This window comes from Micromonospora vulcania (assembly GCF_042658605.1).
Taxonomy (GTDB): Bacteria; Actinomycetota; Actinomycetes; order Mycobacteriales; family Micromonosporaceae; genus Micromonospora; species Micromonospora vulcania.
Genome location: NZ_JBHSQS010000013.1, coordinates 99,829 through 116,202, shown reverse-complemented (window position 1 = coordinate 116,202; position 16,374 = coordinate 99,829). Strand labels below are relative to the sequence as shown.

16 protein-coding genes and 3 tRNA genes are annotated in these 16,374 nt (G+C 72.7%); 7 read left to right on the top strand and 12 right to left on the bottom strand.

Annotated elements, in window-relative coordinates:
* The first annotated feature begins 24 nt into the window (after window positions 1–24).
* A complete protein-coding gene (locus ACFQGL_RS21760) occupies window positions 25–882 on the top strand; it encodes a 3-hydroxyacyl-CoA dehydrogenase family protein (RefSeq protein WP_377514090.1) in 858 nt (285 codons plus the stop codon).
* Complete coding sequence (locus tag ACFQGL_RS21755) at window positions 879–1,622, top strand: enoyl-CoA hydratase/isomerase family protein (protein WP_377514088.1); 744 nt, start codon at window positions 879–881, stop codon at window positions 1,620–1,622. Before ACFQGL_RS21760 ends, ACFQGL_RS21755 begins: the two co-directional genes overlap by 4 nt.
* A gap of 66 nt (window positions 1,623–1,688) precedes the next feature.
* Here the strand turns inward: ACFQGL_RS21755 and ACFQGL_RS21750 are convergent, their stop codons facing one another.
* Complete coding sequence (locus ACFQGL_RS21750; protein WP_377514087.1) at window positions 1,689–3,032, bottom strand: ABC transporter substrate-binding protein; 1,344 nt, start codon at window positions 3,030–3,032, stop codon at window positions 1,689–1,691.
* 155 nt (window positions 3,033–3,187) lie between these two features.
* On the opposite strand from ACFQGL_RS21750, the gene ACFQGL_RS21745 reads away from it, so the two are divergent.
* Window positions 3,188–3,577: a hypothetical protein gene (locus ACFQGL_RS21745; protein WP_377514086.1), complete on the top strand. Its 390-nt coding sequence runs from the start codon at window positions 3,188–3,190 to the stop codon at window positions 3,575–3,577.
* Between the two features lie 47 nt (window positions 3,578–3,624).
* Here the strand turns inward: ACFQGL_RS21745 and ACFQGL_RS21740 are convergent, their stop codons facing one another.
* Window positions 3,625–4,074: a hypothetical protein gene (locus ACFQGL_RS21740; protein ID WP_377514084.1), complete on the bottom strand. Its 450-nt coding sequence runs from the start codon at window positions 4,072–4,074 to the stop codon at window positions 3,625–3,627.
* 126 nt (window positions 4,075–4,200) lie between these two features.
* Between ACFQGL_RS21740 and ACFQGL_RS21735 the strand changes: the two genes are divergently transcribed.
* The gene (locus tag ACFQGL_RS21735) at window positions 4,201–4,911 is read left to right on the top strand and encodes a DUF2786 domain-containing protein (RefSeq protein WP_377514083.1); all 711 of its coding nucleotides are present in this window, start codon (window positions 4,201–4,203) and stop codon (window positions 4,909–4,911) included.
* Between the two features lie 77 nt (window positions 4,912–4,988).
* On the opposite strand, the gene ACFQGL_RS21730 is transcribed toward ACFQGL_RS21735, so the two are convergent.
* The 9 genes from ACFQGL_RS21730 to ACFQGL_RS21690 form a co-directional block, all read right to left on the bottom strand.
* Window positions 4,989–5,516 carry an SRPBCC family protein gene (locus ACFQGL_RS21730; protein ID WP_377514082.1) on the bottom strand — a complete coding sequence of 176 codons (528 nt, stop codon included), beginning with the start codon at window positions 5,514–5,516 and terminating at the stop codon, window positions 4,989–4,991.
* Window positions 5,517–5,769: 253 nt separating this feature from the next.
* Window positions 5,770–5,843 (bottom strand) — tRNA-Phe (locus tag ACFQGL_RS21725).
* A gap of 99 nt (window positions 5,844–5,942) precedes the next feature.
* A tRNA-Asp gene (locus ACFQGL_RS21720) sits at window positions 5,943–6,016 on the bottom strand.
* Window positions 6,017–6,047: 31 nt separating this feature from the next.
* Window positions 6,048–6,120: transfer RNA gene (locus ACFQGL_RS21715), tRNA-Glu, on the bottom strand.
* Between the two features lie 154 nt (window positions 6,121–6,274).
* Entirely contained in the window at window positions 6,275–7,069 is a 795-nt protein-coding gene (locus tag ACFQGL_RS21710; RefSeq protein ID WP_377514081.1) for a polysaccharide deacetylase family protein, read from the bottom strand.
* A gap of 73 nt (window positions 7,070–7,142) precedes the next feature.
* Window positions 7,143–8,093 carry a MerR family transcriptional regulator gene (locus ACFQGL_RS21705; protein ID WP_377514146.1) on the bottom strand — a complete coding sequence of 317 codons (951 nt, stop codon included), beginning with the start codon at window positions 8,091–8,093 and terminating at the stop codon, window positions 7,143–7,145.
* The gene (idi, locus tag ACFQGL_RS21700) at window positions 8,083–8,703 is read right to left on the bottom strand and encodes an isopentenyl-diphosphate Delta-isomerase (RefSeq protein WP_377514080.1); all 621 of its coding nucleotides are present in this window, start codon (window positions 8,701–8,703) and stop codon (window positions 8,083–8,085) included. The genes ACFQGL_RS21705 and idi overlap by 11 nt, the downstream gene beginning before the upstream one ends.
* The gene (crtI, locus tag ACFQGL_RS21695; protein ID WP_377514079.1) at window positions 8,700–10,181 is read right to left on the bottom strand and encodes a phytoene desaturase family protein; all 1,482 of its coding nucleotides are present in this window, start codon (window positions 10,179–10,181) and stop codon (window positions 8,700–8,702) included. Before crtI ends, idi begins: the two co-directional genes overlap by 4 nt.
* Window positions 10,182–10,209: 28 nt before the next feature.
* A complete protein-coding gene (locus ACFQGL_RS21690; protein ID WP_377514078.1) occupies window positions 10,210–11,352 on the bottom strand; it encodes a polyprenyl synthetase family protein in 1,143 nt (380 codons plus the stop codon).
* 65 nt (window positions 11,353–11,417) lie between these two features.
* On the opposite strand from ACFQGL_RS21690, the gene ACFQGL_RS21685 reads away from it, so the two are divergent.
* Window positions 11,418–12,341 carry a phytoene/squalene synthase family protein gene (locus ACFQGL_RS21685; protein WP_377514077.1) on the top strand — a complete coding sequence of 308 codons (924 nt, stop codon included), beginning with the start codon at window positions 11,418–11,420 and terminating at the stop codon, window positions 12,339–12,341.
* The gene (locus ACFQGL_RS21680) at window positions 12,338–13,663 is read left to right on the top strand and encodes a cryptochrome/photolyase family protein (RefSeq protein ID WP_377514076.1); all 1,326 of its coding nucleotides are present in this window, start codon (window positions 12,338–12,340) and stop codon (window positions 13,661–13,663) included. The genes ACFQGL_RS21685 and ACFQGL_RS21680 overlap by 4 nt, the downstream gene beginning before the upstream one ends.
* Window positions 13,664–13,673: 10 nt before the next feature.
* Here ACFQGL_RS21680 and ACFQGL_RS21675 read toward each other — a convergent pair whose 3' ends face one another.
* Complete coding sequence (locus tag ACFQGL_RS21675; protein ID WP_377514075.1) at window positions 13,674–14,759, bottom strand: serine hydrolase domain-containing protein; 1,086 nt, start codon at window positions 14,757–14,759, stop codon at window positions 13,674–13,676.
* A 91-nt stretch (window positions 14,760–14,850) separates the two neighbouring features.
* Between ACFQGL_RS21675 and ACFQGL_RS21670 the strand changes: the two genes are divergently transcribed.
* Window positions 14,851–16,326 (top strand): dihydrolipoyl dehydrogenase family protein, encoded by a 1,476-nt coding sequence (locus tag ACFQGL_RS21670; RefSeq protein ID WP_377514073.1) that lies wholly within the window; start codon window positions 14,851–14,853, stop codon window positions 16,324–16,326.
* The last annotated feature ends 48 nt before the right edge of the window (window positions 16,327–16,374 follow it).

The window sequence follows — 16,374 nt, the reverse complement described above, 5'->3', positions numbered from 1 at the left end:
CGCCAGGCGGGACAGGGAGGCGTGATGAGCGATCGTTTCGTGGTGGTCGGTGCCGGCACGATGGGGCTCGGTATCGCCTACGTGGCGGCCGGGGCCGGTTACGCCGTCGAACTGGTGGAGGTGGACCCGGAGCGCGGCGCGACCGCGCTGAACCGGCTCGCCGAGCTGTGGGAACGGGCGGTGCAGCGCGGGAAGCTGTCCGCCGACGACGCGGCCGTCAACCGGCAGCGGGTGACCCTGCGCCCGAGCCTCGGTGCGGTCGCTCCCGCCCCCGAGGTGATCGTGGAAGCGGTGCCGGAGCGGCTCGACCTGAAACGGGCGGTGCTACGGGACGCCGTCGCGCTGCGCCCGGCGCTGCTGGGCAGCAACACCTCCAGCATCGCCATCGGCGAGCTGGCCGCCGGACTGGACCGGCCCGAGCGCTTCCTCGGCCTGCACTTCTTCAATCCGGTCTGGGCGATGGCGCTGCTGGAGATCGTGGTCGGCCCGGCCACCGCCGAGGAGACCACCGCCGCGGCCGTCGCGCTCGCCGGCCGGCTGGGCAAGGACCCCGTCGTCGTACGCGACCTGCCCGGCTTCGCCACCTCCCGGCTCGGTGTCGCCCTCGGGCTGGAGGCGATCCGGATGGTCGCCGACGAGGTGGCCAGCCCGGCCGACATCGACAAGGCGATGGTGCTGGGTTATCGGCACCCGGTGGGGCCGCTGGAGCTGACCGACCTGGTCGGCCTGGACGTGCGGCTGGACATCGCCCGTACGCTCCAGGCCGCGTACGGGGACCGCTTCGCGCCGCCGCCGCTGCTGGTGGAGATGGTGGCCGCCGGACGGCTGGGCAAGAAGTCCGGGCACGGCTTCTACCGGTGGAACGGCGGTGCCGAGCAGTGAGTGGCCTGCGGATCGAGGAGTTGCCGGACCGGCTGGTGGTCACCCTGGACCGGCCGGAGAAGCGCAACGCCATCGACGCCGACCTGATCGCCGAGCTGCACCAGGTCTGCGCCGAGTTGGAGGCGCGGCCGCGGCTGCTGCTGCTCACCGGCGGCGCGGAGGGCATCTTCGCCGGTGGCGCCGACATCGGTCAGCTCCGCGAGCGGGGCCGTACGGACGCCCTGGCCGCGATCAACTCGGCCGCCTTCGCCCGGATCCGGGCGCTGCCGATGCCGAGCGTGGCGGCGGTGGACGGACCGGCGCTGGGCGGTGGCGCCGAGCTGGCGTACGCCTGCGATCTTCGGGTGTGCACGGCGCGGGCGGTCTTCGGCCAGCCGGAGGTGCGGTTGGGCATCCTGGCCGGCGCTGGCGCGACCCACCGGCTGCCCGCGCTGATCGGTGAGGCCCGGGCCAAGGAACTGCTCTTCACCGGACGACGGGTGGACGCTGCGGAGGCGCTGCGGATCGGCCTGGTGAACCGGGTGGTGGACGAGCCCGGCGAGCTGCTGGCGGTGGCGCACGGGCTGCTGGACGAGATGGCGAAGGGCTCGGCGTTGGCGCTGCGGCTGACCAAGTTGGCGGTCGACGCGCCGGCCGCCGCGCATCCGCAGCTCGACCTGGTCAGTCAGGCGGTGCTCTTCGAGGACGAGGAGAAGCACCGCCGGATGACCGAGTTCCTGGAGCGCCGCCGGTCCCGTTGACCCGTAGGACGGAAACGGCCGCACCGGCGCAGTGCCGGTGCGGCCGTCGCGGTCCGCGGTCGGTGCTCAGTGCCGGATCTGCACCCCGGCGTCGGCCAGTGACCGGATCACCGAGGCCGACTCACCGAAGCCGATGATCAGTACGGCGTCCGCGCCGAAGTCCTTGATCTCCTTGGCGCCACCGGAGAAGTCCACCGGAGGAGCCTTGGCGTCGGCGGGCGGCTCGTAGGTGAGCAGCTTGAGCCGGTCGCCGGCGATGCCGGCCTTCTCCAGTTCCTCCCGCACGGTGGCCTGTAGGCCCTCGCCGTAGGAGTCCTTGCGGGCAACGATGACGATCTTCTGCGACCCGTCGCGGAGGATCACGTCGGCCAGCGCCCGGCCCTGGAGGCTGTCCGGCGGCGCGGTGCGGAAGTAGAGGCCCTTGTCCTCCACCTCGGTGAGGCTGCTGTCGGTGTTGGACGGCGAGAAGAGGATCTTCCCGGCCTGCACCACGTCCGGCAGGACCTCGCGGGAGATGCCCGAGGCGCCGGCGCCGATGATGACGCTGACACCGTCCGCCACGTGCTTGGCCACGGTCGTCTTGGCGACCGCCGGGCTGGTGCCGTCATCGCCGTTCATCCAGGTCACCGGCTTGCCCAGCGCGCCGCCAGCGGCGTTGATCTCCCTGATCGCGAGCGCCGCGCCAGCGGCCATCGGCGGGTAGGCGATCGCCAGGTCACCGGTCTTCGGCAGCAGGCCGCCCAGGACCAGCGGCTCCTGGTCGGCGTCGCCGCCCGGGCGCTGCTTCTGCGGCTTCGGCGGAGTCTTGGTGCTCGCGGCCGACTCGCTGCCCGCCCCGACGAACTCGGTCTTGCCGTCGTTGATCTGCTGCCCGTCGAAGGTCAGCGTGGCGTAGCTCGCGGTCGCGGGCTCGCCCTCGTCGGTGAAGCCCGCCCGGGTCAGCGACACGCTGCGGTACTCGAGATCCTGGCCGTTGCGGGCCAGCTTCAGGCAGCTCGCCGGATCTTCGCAGCGCTGACCGTTGTTGGTCACGCCGACGATCTGCTTGGCGATGGCCGCCGGATCGTTGCTCCCGGCCAGCTGGGCGGCGAGAACGGCGATCACCACGGCGTCGTAGGTCTCGGCGGAGTACAGGTAGTCCGTCAGCGCCGGGTCGACGGACCTCAACCGGCTCTTGAAGTCATCCGGCAGCGGGGTGAGGGGTGTGGTTCCCTTCATCCCATCGACGAGATTGGCACGTTCCTTCAACTCCGCAGGGTAGGAGTTGAGCATGTTGCCGTCCGTGCCGTAGAGGCGCACCTGTTGGGCGCTTCCCTCCTCGGCCTTGTCATTCCCGCAGGCGCTGGTGGCGAGCAGGATCGTCGCGCAGGCAGCCAGTGAGGCTACCCGCGAGCGGCGTGATACGAGCATGGTCGTCCTTCCTCCGGCGAAGGTCCGCTGCGCACATTAGCGTGCCGGGGCCGGCGGCGGGACCGTGGAGGTGCCTTAATGCGCAGGTCGCTCGCCTTGAATACGGAGAGTGATGGCCGTCCCGGGCCTTGACCTGCCGTCCTACTGTGCGCTGCGTGACGGACCTACCACAGCAAACGCTCGACGACGCGACCGCCGTGCTCCGCTCGGCGCTGGACGGGGACGGAGACGCCGTGGTGGGAACATTCGACGCCGTGGTCGACCGGGCTGGTCTGCCCGGGGCGTACGGGGTCGCCTGGTGCCTCGCCGCGACGATGGTCGGTGACGCGCCGTCGGGCAGCGGGTGTGCGCTGGACTTCCCGGGGATCGACCAGGCCGACTACGACACCCGCTGGGTGGCCCGTTTCGTCAGCGCGTACGCCAACCGGGACGTACCGACCGGGGAGGCCCTGTTCGGCGCGGCCGCAGCGGACGGGCTGCTGCCCGACTGTCTGCTCACCCTCGCCGGCTCGACGATCGCCACCCTGCGCAGCAGAGCCGGCTGACCGGCCCCGGGCGCGGCACCCCTCGGCGCCGCGCCCAGGTACGCCGCTCAGAAGGCGTGGTACGCGACCAGGGGCTCGTACTCGTAGCGCAGGTTGTCGAAGCGGACCCGGAAGTTGACTCCGTCGCGGACGTTGGTCGCCACCACGATCCAGCCGGAATTGGCCGGCAGGTAGGTCCAGTAGTTACAGGCGCCGGTCTTGTCCACGAAGATCACGCACGCCTCGGTGCCGTACGCGCTGGCGTTGCGTACGTTGATGTCGCGGCAGCGGGATGTGGTGCGGTAGGTGCCGGCCTGGCCGCCGTAGCCGCCGGTCTGGAAGTAGGACCGGACCGCCCCGCCGTAGCAGGTGGCGAGGGGGGCGAAGAGGTTCGCCTCCGGGGTGGCCGCGATCGGCTCGGTCGTACCGGCTGGTCGGGCGGCCTGCGCGGGTGCGCCGATGGCGAGAAGTCCGATGGCCGTGGCGACGGCGAGCAGGCGGGCGGTCGGGGATGACATGCGTGCCTCCGGAAACAGTCAAGTGACCGTCCGTATTGGACGGAAGAGTGGATCGTGACGATGATACGTATCGATCAATGGCGGCGCGGCCCCGCTTCGGCCGACGGATGTGATAGCTCTGGAGGCATGTCCGAGGCCATGCTCAGCAAGGTGCGCAAGCTGTTGGCTCAGGCCGAGGACCCGGCCTGCACGCCCGCCGAGGCGGCCGCGTTCACCGCCAAGGCGACCGAGCTGATCGCGCGGTACGGCGTCGACCGGGCGCTGCTCGCCGCCCGGGACCCGGCCACCGACCCGGTCGGCGACCGGATCGTCGACATCGTCGCTCCGTACGCCCGGGACAAGGTCGGTCTGCTCGCCGCGGTGGCCGAGCCGCTGCGCTGCCGCTGCGTACGCCGCCGGCAGGGCAGTGGGTTCGCCGTGCACCTGTTCGGCTTCGCCAGCGACCTGGAGCGGGTCGACCTGCTCTTCACCTCGCTGCTCGTACAGGCGGCGCACGGCCTGGCCGGCACGACGGTGCCGGACGGCGAGCATCACGCCGCCTTCCGTCGGTCCTGGCTGGCCGGCTTCGCCGAGGTGGTCGGCGGCCGGCTCTGGGCGGCCGAGACGGCGGCGGCCGGCGAGTCGGGCGCACCGTCGGTGGCGCTGGTGCTGGCCGACCGTTCCGACCGGGTGCAGCGGCGGCTCGCCGAGCAGTACCCACGGCTGCGTACCGCACCGCCGCGCCGGCTGGGGGGCACCGGGTTCGGCTCGGGGGCGGAGGCCGGGCGTCGCGCCAACCTGGGCGGCCGGGACGTCGGCACCGGCTCGACCGTCGGGCGACAGCTCGGCGGCCGTTGACGTCGCTGGCGCACTCCCCGGGCACCGAACGACAGCTTGACGGCTGCGGCGAAGCCGCCGGCCGCGGTGGCGTGCGGTCAGGCCGGCGTGGTGGGGTGCAGGCGCGCGACCGTGGCGAGGTAGCGGGTGAGCAGCTCGTGCCAACCGGCGGTGAGCGCCTTGCGGTAGCCCTCGGCGGCCTCGCCGTGCCGGTCGAAGTGCCGATGCTCCAGCTCGACCCGGGTGCTGTTCGGCCCGTCGGGAAGGAACAGCACCTCGACCTCGCTGGCCCTGGCCGGATCCGGCACCGGTACCCGGTCCGGGCCGAGCTGCCAGGCGAAGACCAGCCGGCGCGGCGGGTCCCAGGTGAGCACGCGGCCCCAGTCGGCGCGGAAGCCGTACGGGCCGATCTCGTAGAGCATGCCGCCGGCCCGCGGCTCCATGCCCAGCTCGGCGAGGGCCTGCGGGCCGGACCAGGTGTATTCGGTGACCCACCAGTCGGTCAGCTCGGCGGTGAAGACCGCGAACGCGTGCTCGGCGGGGCCCGGAACGAGGAGGCTGGAGCGTAAGGAGAATCGATCGATGTCCTGCCGGATGTCGGCCGGATCGGTCGTTCCCTGTCCCATAGGCCCGGACCATACCGGCGAATGCTCGGGTGTGCAGCTTTGCACGGTGCCCGGTTCCGGACAGTGGGTCGCCGAACGATCACCAGCGGGTAACCGGGTCCGGTGCTGGCGTGGTGCTCCGCGCATCTTGGATGCCCCGGCACCCAGGAGGCCGTACGGATCGCTTCACCTGCTCGGCGATCGGGCGCATACAGCAAGATCCCCACCTGCGTTTCCGCTGGTGGGGACCTCTGTAGCCCGGCGAAAGGCTATGTGGCCAGGGGCGGGGTCGAACCGCCGACCTTCCGATTTTCAGTCGGACGCTCGTACCAACTGAGCTACCTGGCCGTATCGCTCGGCTCATGCTACCCGCCAACCGGATCAACCGCTGGCGGCGTCACATGCTCCGATACGCAGAACGCCGCGCGATGCGCGGCGTCAGCGCTGCGGTCCTGACGGGACTTGAACCCGCGACCTCCGCCTTGACAGGGCGGCGAGCACTCCAACTGCTCCACAGGACCTAGCTTGTGTTGCTCCGGCTTGCGCCGGTCGTGCCCCCAACGGGATTCGAACCCGTGCTACCGCCTTGAAAGGGCGGCGTCCTGGGCCGCTAGACGATGAGGGCGGCCCCGCCATCATTGCACATTCGCAAGATCAAGCGGACTTGCTCCCATCCGGCCCCGCCGGAGGCTCCGAAAGCATACGTGATGCCTGGTCGGTCGACAAAATCGGTATCGGCGGGGCCTTGGAGCGGGATAGAAGCGCAGGTCAGAGCCGGTCTAGCGGAGCTGGGCGATGCCGAAACGGCGTTTCAGGTCGGCGATCACGGTGGGGCAGGCGGCGAGCGTCGCGGCCCGATTTCCGCCGCCGTCATGCATCAGCACGATGGCTCCGGGGCGGGCGGCGGCGTGGACCCGTTTGGTGATGGTGGCCGCGGACGGCTTGTCCCAGTCCTGCGGGTCGACGTTCCAGTGCAGGGGATGCATGCCGAGTTCCTTCGCCACCGCCAGCACCTCCGGCGTCCACCGGCCGCCCGGCTGGCGGTAGAAGGTCACGGGTGCGCCCGGAGCCGCCGCCTGGATGACCTTGTTGGTGCGGACCAGGTCGGCCCGAATCTCGGCGACCGGGCGCCGGGCCAGGTCGAGGTCGTGCCGCCAGCTGTGGTTACAGAGCTGGTGCCCCTCGCGGACGATTCGCCGCACCAACTCCGGGTGGCGCTGCGCCTCGTGGCCGACCAGGCAGAAGGTGGCGGTCACCCGGGCCGCCCGCAACTGGTCGAGCACCTTGGGTGTCCAGGCTGGGCTGGGACCGTCGTCGAAGGTCAACGCCACCGGGCGTACGCCGGTGCTGCGCCGCAGGCCGGCCGGAAGCTTGGCTGGCAGCGGCCGTAGCGGCGGCTTCGGCGGTTTGGTGTGGGCGGGAGTTGGCGACGGGGTGGGGCTCGGCGTGGGCGGCGTGGTCGACTCGACCGGCTGTGGAGCACCGACGGGCGCGACGATGCCGTCCGGGTGGGCGCAGCCGGCCAGGGCCATGACCACGGCCAGGACGGACGCCAGGACGGCGCGGGCTTGCATGTGCTCGCTCCCGGGGGTGGGGGAAGGCGGACTCCCCGACGCTAACGGACGCCGCCGGAAGTCGACACCCCGGTCATTTCCCCCTCGATTGATCGAGCGAGTCACGGACCGCGACGGCGAGCGAGAGCGCCTCGGCCAGGTCGACCGGGCGTACCACCCCGGCGGGCAGTGCGTCGGCACGCCAGCCGGGGCCGGCGGCGAGCACGAGCAGCGGCCGACGGGGCGCGGCGAGCAGGGCACCGAGCTGAGTCGGGTCGGCGGTGGCCCGGGTGTGTGACCAGAGGACCACGGCGGCCGGGCCGGTCCGGGTGACCGCCTCGACGAGTGCGGCCACCGGCACGCGGGCGCCGAGCATCCGGTAGCTGACCCCGGCCTCGGCGAGCCCGGCGGCCAACGCCTCCAGTGGCAGGGTGTGCTGTTCCTCGTCGGCGCAGGAGAGCAGGATCCGGGCCGGCCCGGTGGTTGCGTGGGCCCGGCTCGCCGCCGCGAACGCCTCCGACACGCAGCGGGAGACCAGGTGCTCCACCTCGATCAGGCCGGCGGTGGCGGCGTGCCGTTCACCGATGCCGGCGAGCACCGGGCGCAGCAGGCCCTCCCAGGTGGCGACGACCCCGCCGGCCGCCATGGCGTGCGCGATCGTCTCGTTGATCGCCGCCGCGTCCAACCGCATGGCGGCCCGGGCCAGCCCACGGGCCGCCGGGCCGGCACGGCCCACCGGAATGGTGCCCCCGCCGTCTCGGGCGGGCGGGCGGGTTCGACTCCGGGCGATGGTCTCGGTGGCGGCGGGCATCGGATCCGGTGCCTGGCGGGCCCACCGGGCGGCCTCGGCGGGGCTCACACCCTCGGCGGTGAGCCGTCGCATGATCTCCAGGCGGGCCAGGTCGGCCGGGGTGTACCGCCGGTGGTGACCCGGTACGTGTTCGCTGGGCCCGAGCCCGTAGCGCTGGTGCCAGGTACGCAGAGTGGTGACCGCCACCCCCAGTCGACGTGCGACGGCGCCCGCGCTCAGCGCCTCATCGGCCACCCGACCGCTCCGCCGCGTCATCCGCCGACGTTCCGGACGGGGTCACGGCCGGGTCGGGTGCGTCGGACGTCGGCCCCGAGGGGCGCAGCAGCCGGCTCACCACCCCGCCCAGCCAGGGTGCGTACGACCGGGGGTCCTGGTCGAGCTCGGCCGCCAGTGCGGCGGGGTCGGCCCACCGCAGTTCGGCCACCTCGTCCGGGTCGGGCAGCAGTGGAGCGCCGGGAAGGAACTCGCCCCGCAGCACGTGGTCGTACTCGAACTCGACCCTCCCGGTGGCCGGGTCCTCGGCGTAGTAGACGTAGACGCCCACCTCGGTCAGCTCGACCGGGCCGGCACCCAGCTCCTCGCGTAGCCGTCGGTTGGCCGCCTCGGTGAGCGATTCGCCGGGGCGGGGGTGACCGCAGCAGGAGTTGGCCCAGCGCAGCGGGAACCGGGTCTTGACCGCCGCCCGCCGTTGGAGCAGCACCTGGCCGTCCGGGTCCACCAGCAGCACCGAGAACGCCCGGTGCAGCTGCCCCGGTGGCTGGTGGGCGGCCGCGACGGTCATCTCACCGTGCGCCTGGCCAGCGTCGTCGACCAACTCGACGAGGTGCTCCTCGCGGCTGTTCATCGGGCCTCCCCAGTGATCCGGCCAGCGGCCAGCTTGCCGGATATCAGCACCATCGGCACGCCGACCCCGGGTTGGGTGCCGGAGCCGACGAAGACCACGTTCGACAGGTCGCGGTGCAGGTTGGACGGGCGGAACGGGCCGGTTTGGAACAGGGTGTGCGCGGCGGCGAACGGGGTGCCGGCGGCCATCCCCTGCTCCGCCCACTCGGCGGGTGTGATCGCCTGGAGCACCTCCACCCCGGCGCCGAAGCCGACGTAGCCGCGCTCCTCCAGGGTGCCAATCAGCTGGTCGCCGTAGTGCCGGGTCAGGTCGCCACGCCACTCGAACGGGGCCCGGTCGAGGTTGGGCACCGGGGCGAGCACGTAGTAGGTGTGCCGGTCCGGTGGGGCCACCGACGGGTCGGTCCGGCTCGGGTTGGTGACCAGCAGCGACGGATCGGTCATCAGCTCACCCCTGCGGATGACCTCATCGAAGGTGCCCTTCCACGCGCGTCCGAAATGGATGTTGTGGTGGGCGATCTTCGCATATCCCTGCCGGGAGCCGATGTGCAGCACGACGCAGGACGGCGAGTAGGTCAGTCGGCGCTGCCGGGCCGGGGGGAGCAGGTCCCGGTAGGCGACCGGCAGGTCGGGGTTGAGCACCACCACGTCCGCGGGCACCAGCTCGCCGTCGGCGGTGCGTACGCCGGTGGCCCGACCGTTCGCGGTCTCCACGCGGGCCACCGTGGTGCCGTACCGGATCTGTACGCCGTGCTTCTCGGCGGCGCCGGCCATCGCCCGGGAGACCGCGTGGATGCCGCCGCGCGGGAAGTAGACCCCGGCGACCGAGTCGAGGTACGCGATGACCGCGTAGATGGCCAGCGCGTCGTGCGGGGCGAGCCCGGCGTACATCGCCTGGAAGGAGAAGATCCGCTGGGTACGCGGGTCCCGGAAGAACTGGTTGATCTTTGTCTGGAGGCGGCGGAAGGCCCCGCCGGTGAGCAGCTTGAGCAGGTTGCCGGTGAGCAGGTCGGTCGGCGCGTCCAGGTTGCGCTCGATGAAGTCGGCCCGCTCCAGCCGCCACAGCTCCCGCGCGTAGTCGACGAAGCGCAGGTAGCCGTCGGCCTCCCGGGGCCCGCAGACCCGGGAGATCTCGGCGGCCATCCGGGTGGTGTCGGTGAGCACGTCGAGCGTCGAGCCGTCCGGGTAGTACGCCCGGTAGGCCGGGTCGAGCGGGGTGAGGTCGAGCCAGTCGCGCAGCTCCTCGCCGACCGCGCCGAGCGCCTCGGCGATCAGGTCGGGCATGGTGAGCACGGTGGGCCCGGTGTCGAACTCGTAGCCGTCCACGGCGAGCCGACCGGCTCGCCCGCCGGGCACCGGCTCGCGTTCCAGCACGGTCACCTCGCGGCCGCTGCCGGCCAGGTGCAGCGCGCAGGCCAACCCGCCCAGCCCGGCGCCGACGACCACCACCCGGTCCGTCCGGCCTGTCACCGTCCGCACGTGACCACCTCTTCCATCGCGTCGCTCATCAGGCCCGCCGGTCGGTGGCGGCGGTGGTCAGACCGGTCAGGGCGGTCCGGGCCGTACGGTCCACGGGTGCGGCGTCGAGCGCGGCCAGCGCGTCGCCCACCCGCTCGGCGATCATCCGCTCGACCCGGGCCACCGCGCCGGTGTCCGCGACCAGCTCGGCGAGCCGGTCGACCGGCCCGTCAGCGGCCCGCTCCAGCGCCGCGAGCTGCGTCGGTGTGGCCAACTGCCGGGCCAGCATGAGCAGCGTGGTCGGCTTTCCGGTGCGCAGATCGTCGCCGGCCGGCTTGCCCGTGGCGGCCGGGTCGCCGTAGGCGCCGAGCAGGTCGTCGCGCAGCTGGAACGCCTCGCCGAGGGCCAGGCCGTAGCGGGTGTACGCGGCGACGAGCGGGGCGTCGGCCGGCACGCCGGCCAGGCAGGCGCCGAAGAGCAGCGGTCGTTGGACGGTGTAGCTCGCGGTCTTGTAGCGGGCCACCCGCAGCGCCCGATCGACCGACCAGTTGGCCGCGTCGTTGTCGCCGAGGACGTCGAGATATTGCCCGGCGACCGTCTCCACCCGCATCTGGTCGTAGCAGCGGCGAACCTCGAACAGGCGGGCCGGCGGCACGGTGGCGTGTGCCAGCAGCCGGTCAGCCCAGACCATGCAGAGGTCGCCGATGAGCACCGCGACGGCCTCGCCGAACCGGCCCGGATCACCCTGGTGGCCGGCGGCGACGTGTTGCGCGGCGACTGCGACGTGGGCGGTGGGCTGGCCGCGGCGGGTGGTGGACCGGTCCATCACGTCGTCGTGCACCAGGGCGAAGGTGTGCAGCAACTCGAGGGCGGCGAGCGCGGGGAGCACCGGCGGCAGCGACTCGTCACCGCCGACCGCGCCCCGCCAGCCCCAGTAGGCGAAGGTGGGGCGGATCCGCTTGCCGCCGCCCAGGACGGCCTCGCGCGTGCTGGCCGCGAAGCGGCCCATCGCCGTGTCGATCTCGGTGAGCGCGTCGACCTCGGCCCCGAGGAAGGTGACCAGGAGGTCGTCCACCGCCGTGATCAGGTCCTGGGTGTACGCGGCCAGGACGCCGCGGATCGGATCGTCGCGGTCGCCCGGCGGTGCCGGCGACGCGCGGAGTTCGTTGCCCGCAACCGCGTCGTTCGCCATGCGGCTGAGCGTACCCTAGGGTTACGAGTTGCGTCGATTGGTGCGTCGATAAATGAGGAGGGCCGGTGGACACTGATCTCACCGCTGCCTACGCCCGGTGCCGTGAGCTGCACAGACGCCACGGCCGCACCTACTATCTCGCCACCAGGCTGCTCCCCGCATGGAAACGGCGGCACGTGCACGCCCTGTACGGATTCACCCGCTATGCCGACGAGATCGTCGATCGCACCGAGGATCTGCCGCCGGCCGAGCGGGCTGCCCGGCTCGACGACTGGGGCAACCGGTTCATGGCCGGCCTGCGCGGTGCGTCGGTCGACGACCCACTGCTGCCGGCTGTGCTGCACACGATCGCGATCTTCGATCTCGACCGGGACGACTTCGCGTCGTTCCTGAAGAGCATGGCGATGGACCTGACCGTCACCGCGTACCCGACCTACGACCACCTGCTCGACTACATGGAGGGCTCGGCGGCGGTCATCGGCACCATGATGCTGCCGATCCTGGGCAGCTCCGACCCGGCGGCGGCCCGGGAGCCGGCCCGGCAGCTCGGCTTCGCCTTCCAGCTCACCAACTTCATCCGGGACGTCAGCGAGGATCTCGACCGGGGCCGGACCTACCTGCCGGACGAGGATCTGGCGAAGTTCGGCGTCACCCGCGAGGACCTCGTCGAGGCCCGCACCCGAGGTCGCGGCACGGCCCGGATCCGCGAGCTGATCGAGTACGAGGTGACCCGCGCACAGGCGCACTACGCCGCCGCCGCGCCGGGCATCACCCTGCTGGCACCCGCCTCGCAGGCCTGCATGCGCACCGCGTACGCGCTCTACGGCGGCATCCTGGACGAGGTGGCGGCGCAGGACTACGACGTCTTCGCCCGCCGGGCCCTGGTGCCGCAACGGCGGCGGATGGTGGTGGCGGCCCGTGCCCTGCTCACCTCGACCGGTACGCCGGTCACCATCCCCGGGCCGACGGTCCAGCCGACGGCCCGGTGACCGCGCGTACCGCGATCGTGCTCTTCACCCGCGACCTGCGGGTGCACGATCACCCGGCGCTGGCCACGACCTGTGCGGCCTTCGACCGGGTGGTGCCGCTGTACGTGCTCGACCCGGAGCTGGCCGGCCGGTCGGCCAACCGCACCCGGTTCCTGCACCAGGCCCTCGCCGAGCTGGCCGCCGAGTTGCGCGAGCGCGGCGGCGACCTGGTGGTGCGGCGCGGTGACCCGGTGGCCGAGACGATCCGGCTGGCCGGCCAGGTGGGTGCCACCGCCGTCGCGCTCTCCGCCGACGTCAGCCGCTACGCCCACCGTCGAGAGCGGCGGCTGCGCGCCGAGTGCGAGCGACACCGGCTGCACCTGCGCCTCTTTCCCGGGCTGACCGTGGTCGAGCCGGGCACGCTGCGGCCGGGTGGCGGTGGCGACCACTACCGGGTGTTCAGCCCGTACCACCGGGTCTGGGCGGCCAGCCGGTGGCGCGACGAGCTGGCCGCGCCGGAGCGGATCGCGCTGCCCGACGGGGTGCGTACCGGCCGGCTGCCGGCACCGCCGGCCGGCGAGTCACCGGACGCGGCCGTCGGCGGCGAGCGGCTGGCCCGCCAACGGCTCACCGACTGGCTGCCCGACCTGGGCCGGTACGACGACCAGCACGATGACATGGCCGGCGACGGCACCTCCCGGCTCAGCCCGTACCTGCGCTTCGGTTGTGTGTCTCCCCTCGCGGTGGCCAATCGGGCCGACGACCGGTCCGGGCCGTTCGTCCGGCAGGTCTGCTGGCGGGACTTCTACTACCAGGTCACCGCCGCCTTCCCGGAGATCTCGACCGTTGCCTACCGGTCGGGTGCCACCGAGCAATGGCGCTACGACGACGACGCGCTGACGGCCTGGGCCGAGGGGCGCACCGGAATGCCGATCGTGGACGCCGGAATGCGCCAGATGCGGGCGCAGGGCTGGCTGCACAACCGGGCCCGGTTGATCACCGCCGGCTACCTGACCAAGCACCTCGGGCAGGACTGGCGGGCCGGGGTGGCGGTCTTCTACCGCTGGTTGCTGGACGGCGACGTGGCGAACAACTCCGGCAACTGGCAGTGGGTCGCCGGCACCGGCAACGACACCAAGCCGTACCGGGGGTTCAACCCGGTCCGGCAGGCCGAGCGGTACGACCCGGACGGCGACTACGTGCGCCGCTGGGTGCCGGAGCTGGCGGCAGTGCCGGGCAAGGCCGTGCACCAACCGTGGCGGCTGCCCGATCAGCTCCGGCGCACCCTGGACTACCCGCCGCCGCTCACCGTGCCCGGCACCGACCCGGTCTGGTTGCGCTGAAGCGGCAGCGTCAGAGCACCGAGTGCAGCGCGTCGACCAGCTCGTCGACCCGGTCGTGCTCGGCCAACTGCGCGGTGGCGTACGCGAAGGTGTAGCCCCGTTCCGGGTCCGCCCACGCGCTGCTGCCGCCGATGCCGCCCATGCCCCAACTGCCGTCCGGCTCCCACTGCATGCCCAACGTCCACTGGGCCGGGCGGTCCAGCACCAGGTCCGGCCCGTCGTACTGGACCCGCGTCGCCTCGGCCACCAGCTCCGGGCTGAACAGCCGAACACCGTCCAGGACACCACCGGCCAGCAGGCCGGCGTAGAGCCGGGCCAGCCCGGACGCGGTGGCGTGCAGGTTGACTGCCGGCACCTCGTTGCCCCGCCAGAGCGGACTGTTCAGCACGGCCAGGTCGAGCCCGCCGTTCGGATTGCCGATCGCCCGTGCCCGCAGTGAGCCCGGCTCACCGAGCGCCCGGGTCGGCCACTGCGGGTCGCCGTAGCGCAGCTCGGCACAGCGTCGCTGGTCCGCCTCGGCGAGCCCGAAGCCGAGGTCGAGCTGCCATCGGTCGGCGATCTCCGCGGCGAGGAACCGGCCCACCGACCGGCCGTCCACCCGACGGACCAGCTCGCCCACCAGGTGCCCGTACGTCCAGGCGTGCTCGCCCGCCACCGAGCCCGGCGGCCACTCGGGATCCGCGGCGGCCAGGTCGCCGGTCAGTAGCGCCCAGTCGGCGATCGCGGTGGCTGGTCGGGGCACCGGAAAGGCCGGTAGCCCGGCGGTGTGCGACAGCACCTGACGCACGGTGGCCGGCGTGCGGAACTCCGGCCAGTACCGGTCGACCGGCGCGTCCAGGTCGACCTGCCCTCGGTCGACCAGCATCAGCAGGCAGAGCGCGGCCACCGGCTTACCGACCGAGTAGACGTTGACCAGCGTCTCCGGTCGCCACGGATGGCCTCCCGGCGAGCCGGTCCCGCCGCTGGTGCACGAGCCTCCGACCAGGTCGACCGCCGGCTGGCCGTCGTACCAGATGGTCAGGCTGGCGCCGGTCTCCCGGCCGGTGGCGAGCAGGTCGTGGAAGCAGTCCCGGACCGGGGCGAAGCGTGCGTGCATCCGGTCACCGTAGGTGGCCCGGCCGGTGAGCGCGCCGACATTTCTCCGAAGCCCGGTGGTCGGTGCGGTGCCGCTGGGGGATGCTGTTCCAGTGGCAGAGCCGGAGCTGGTGGATGTGGTCGTGGTCGGGCTCGGGGTCGGCGGCGAGGAGGTCGCCGAGCGGCTCGCCGAGGCGGGCCTGAGCGTCGTCGGCGTCGAACGCGACCTGGTCGGCGGGGAATGCCCGTACTGGGGCTGCATCCCGAGCAAGATGATGATCAGGGCGGCCAACGCGCTCGCCGAAGCCCGCCGCGTCGACGGGCTGGCCGGCACGGCACAGGTCCAGCCGGACTGGGCGCCGGTGGCGAAGCGGATCCGCGAGGAGGCCACCGACAACTGGGACGACACCGTCGCGGTCGAGCGGTTCACCGGCAAGGGTGGCCGGTTCGTCCGGGGCAGTGGCCGGCTCGACGGCCCGGGCCGGGTCCGGGTCGGTGACCAGGTGTTCCAGGCCCGACACGGGATCGTTTTGGGCACCGGCACCCGACCCGCGGTGCCGCCGATCAACGGGCTGGCCGACACCCCGTACTGGACGAATCACCAGGCGATCGAGGTCGAGGAGCTGCCGGCGTCGCTGCTGGTGCTCGGCGGCGGCGCGATCGGGTTGGAGCTGGCCCAGGTCTTCGCCCGCTTCGGGGTCCGGGTCACCGTGGTGGAGGCGCTGGACCGGGTGTTGGCGATCGAGGAGCCGGAGGCGTCCGAGGTGGCCGCCGCCGCGCTGCGCGCCGACGGCGTGGAGATCCACACCGGGGTACGGGCCGAGCGGGTCGAGCACGACGGGAGCCGGTTCACCCTGCACGGCGCGGGTGGGGCGCAGTTCACCGCGGATCGGCTGCTGGTGGTGACCGGCCGCCGCGCCCACCTGGAGGAGTTGGGACTGGACACGGTCGGCGTGGACGCCCAGCAGCGCTTCCTGCCGGTCGACGATCGGCTGCACGTCACCGACGGCCTCTGGGCGGTCGGCGATCTGACCGGCGAGGGCGCCTTCACGCACATCGCCATGTACCAGGCCGCGATCGTGGTGGCCGACATGCTTGCCCTCGCTCGGGAGGCGGGCGCCGGCTCGGACGCCAGCGGCACCGCCAGCCTGGTGGGTGGCGCGATGGGCGCGGCCAGCTCACTGGGTGCCAGTGGGTCCAGTGGCTCGGCCGGCACCGTCCCGCGCGCCGACTACCGCGCGCTGCCCCGGGTGACGTTCACCGACCCCGAGGTCGGTGCGGTCGGGCTCACCGAGCGGCAGGCCCGCGAGCGCGGCATCAACGTGCAGGTCGGCTTCACCAAGCTGGGCAGCTCGACCCGGGGCTGGATCCACCGGGTCGGCGACGAGGGGTTCATCAAGCTGATCGCGGACGCCGACCAGGGCGTGCTGATCGGTGCGACCTCGGTCGGGCCGGCCGGCGGCGAGGTGCTGTCGGCACTGGTGGTGGCGGTGCACGCCGCGGTGCCGCTGAGCCAGCTCCGGCACATGATCTACGCGTACCCGACCTTCCACCGCGCCATCGAGGACGCCCTCCGCAACCTGTCCTGAGGTGGCTGACGCGCCTCCTGCCGGGATCGGCGCCACAGGTTCGGCACC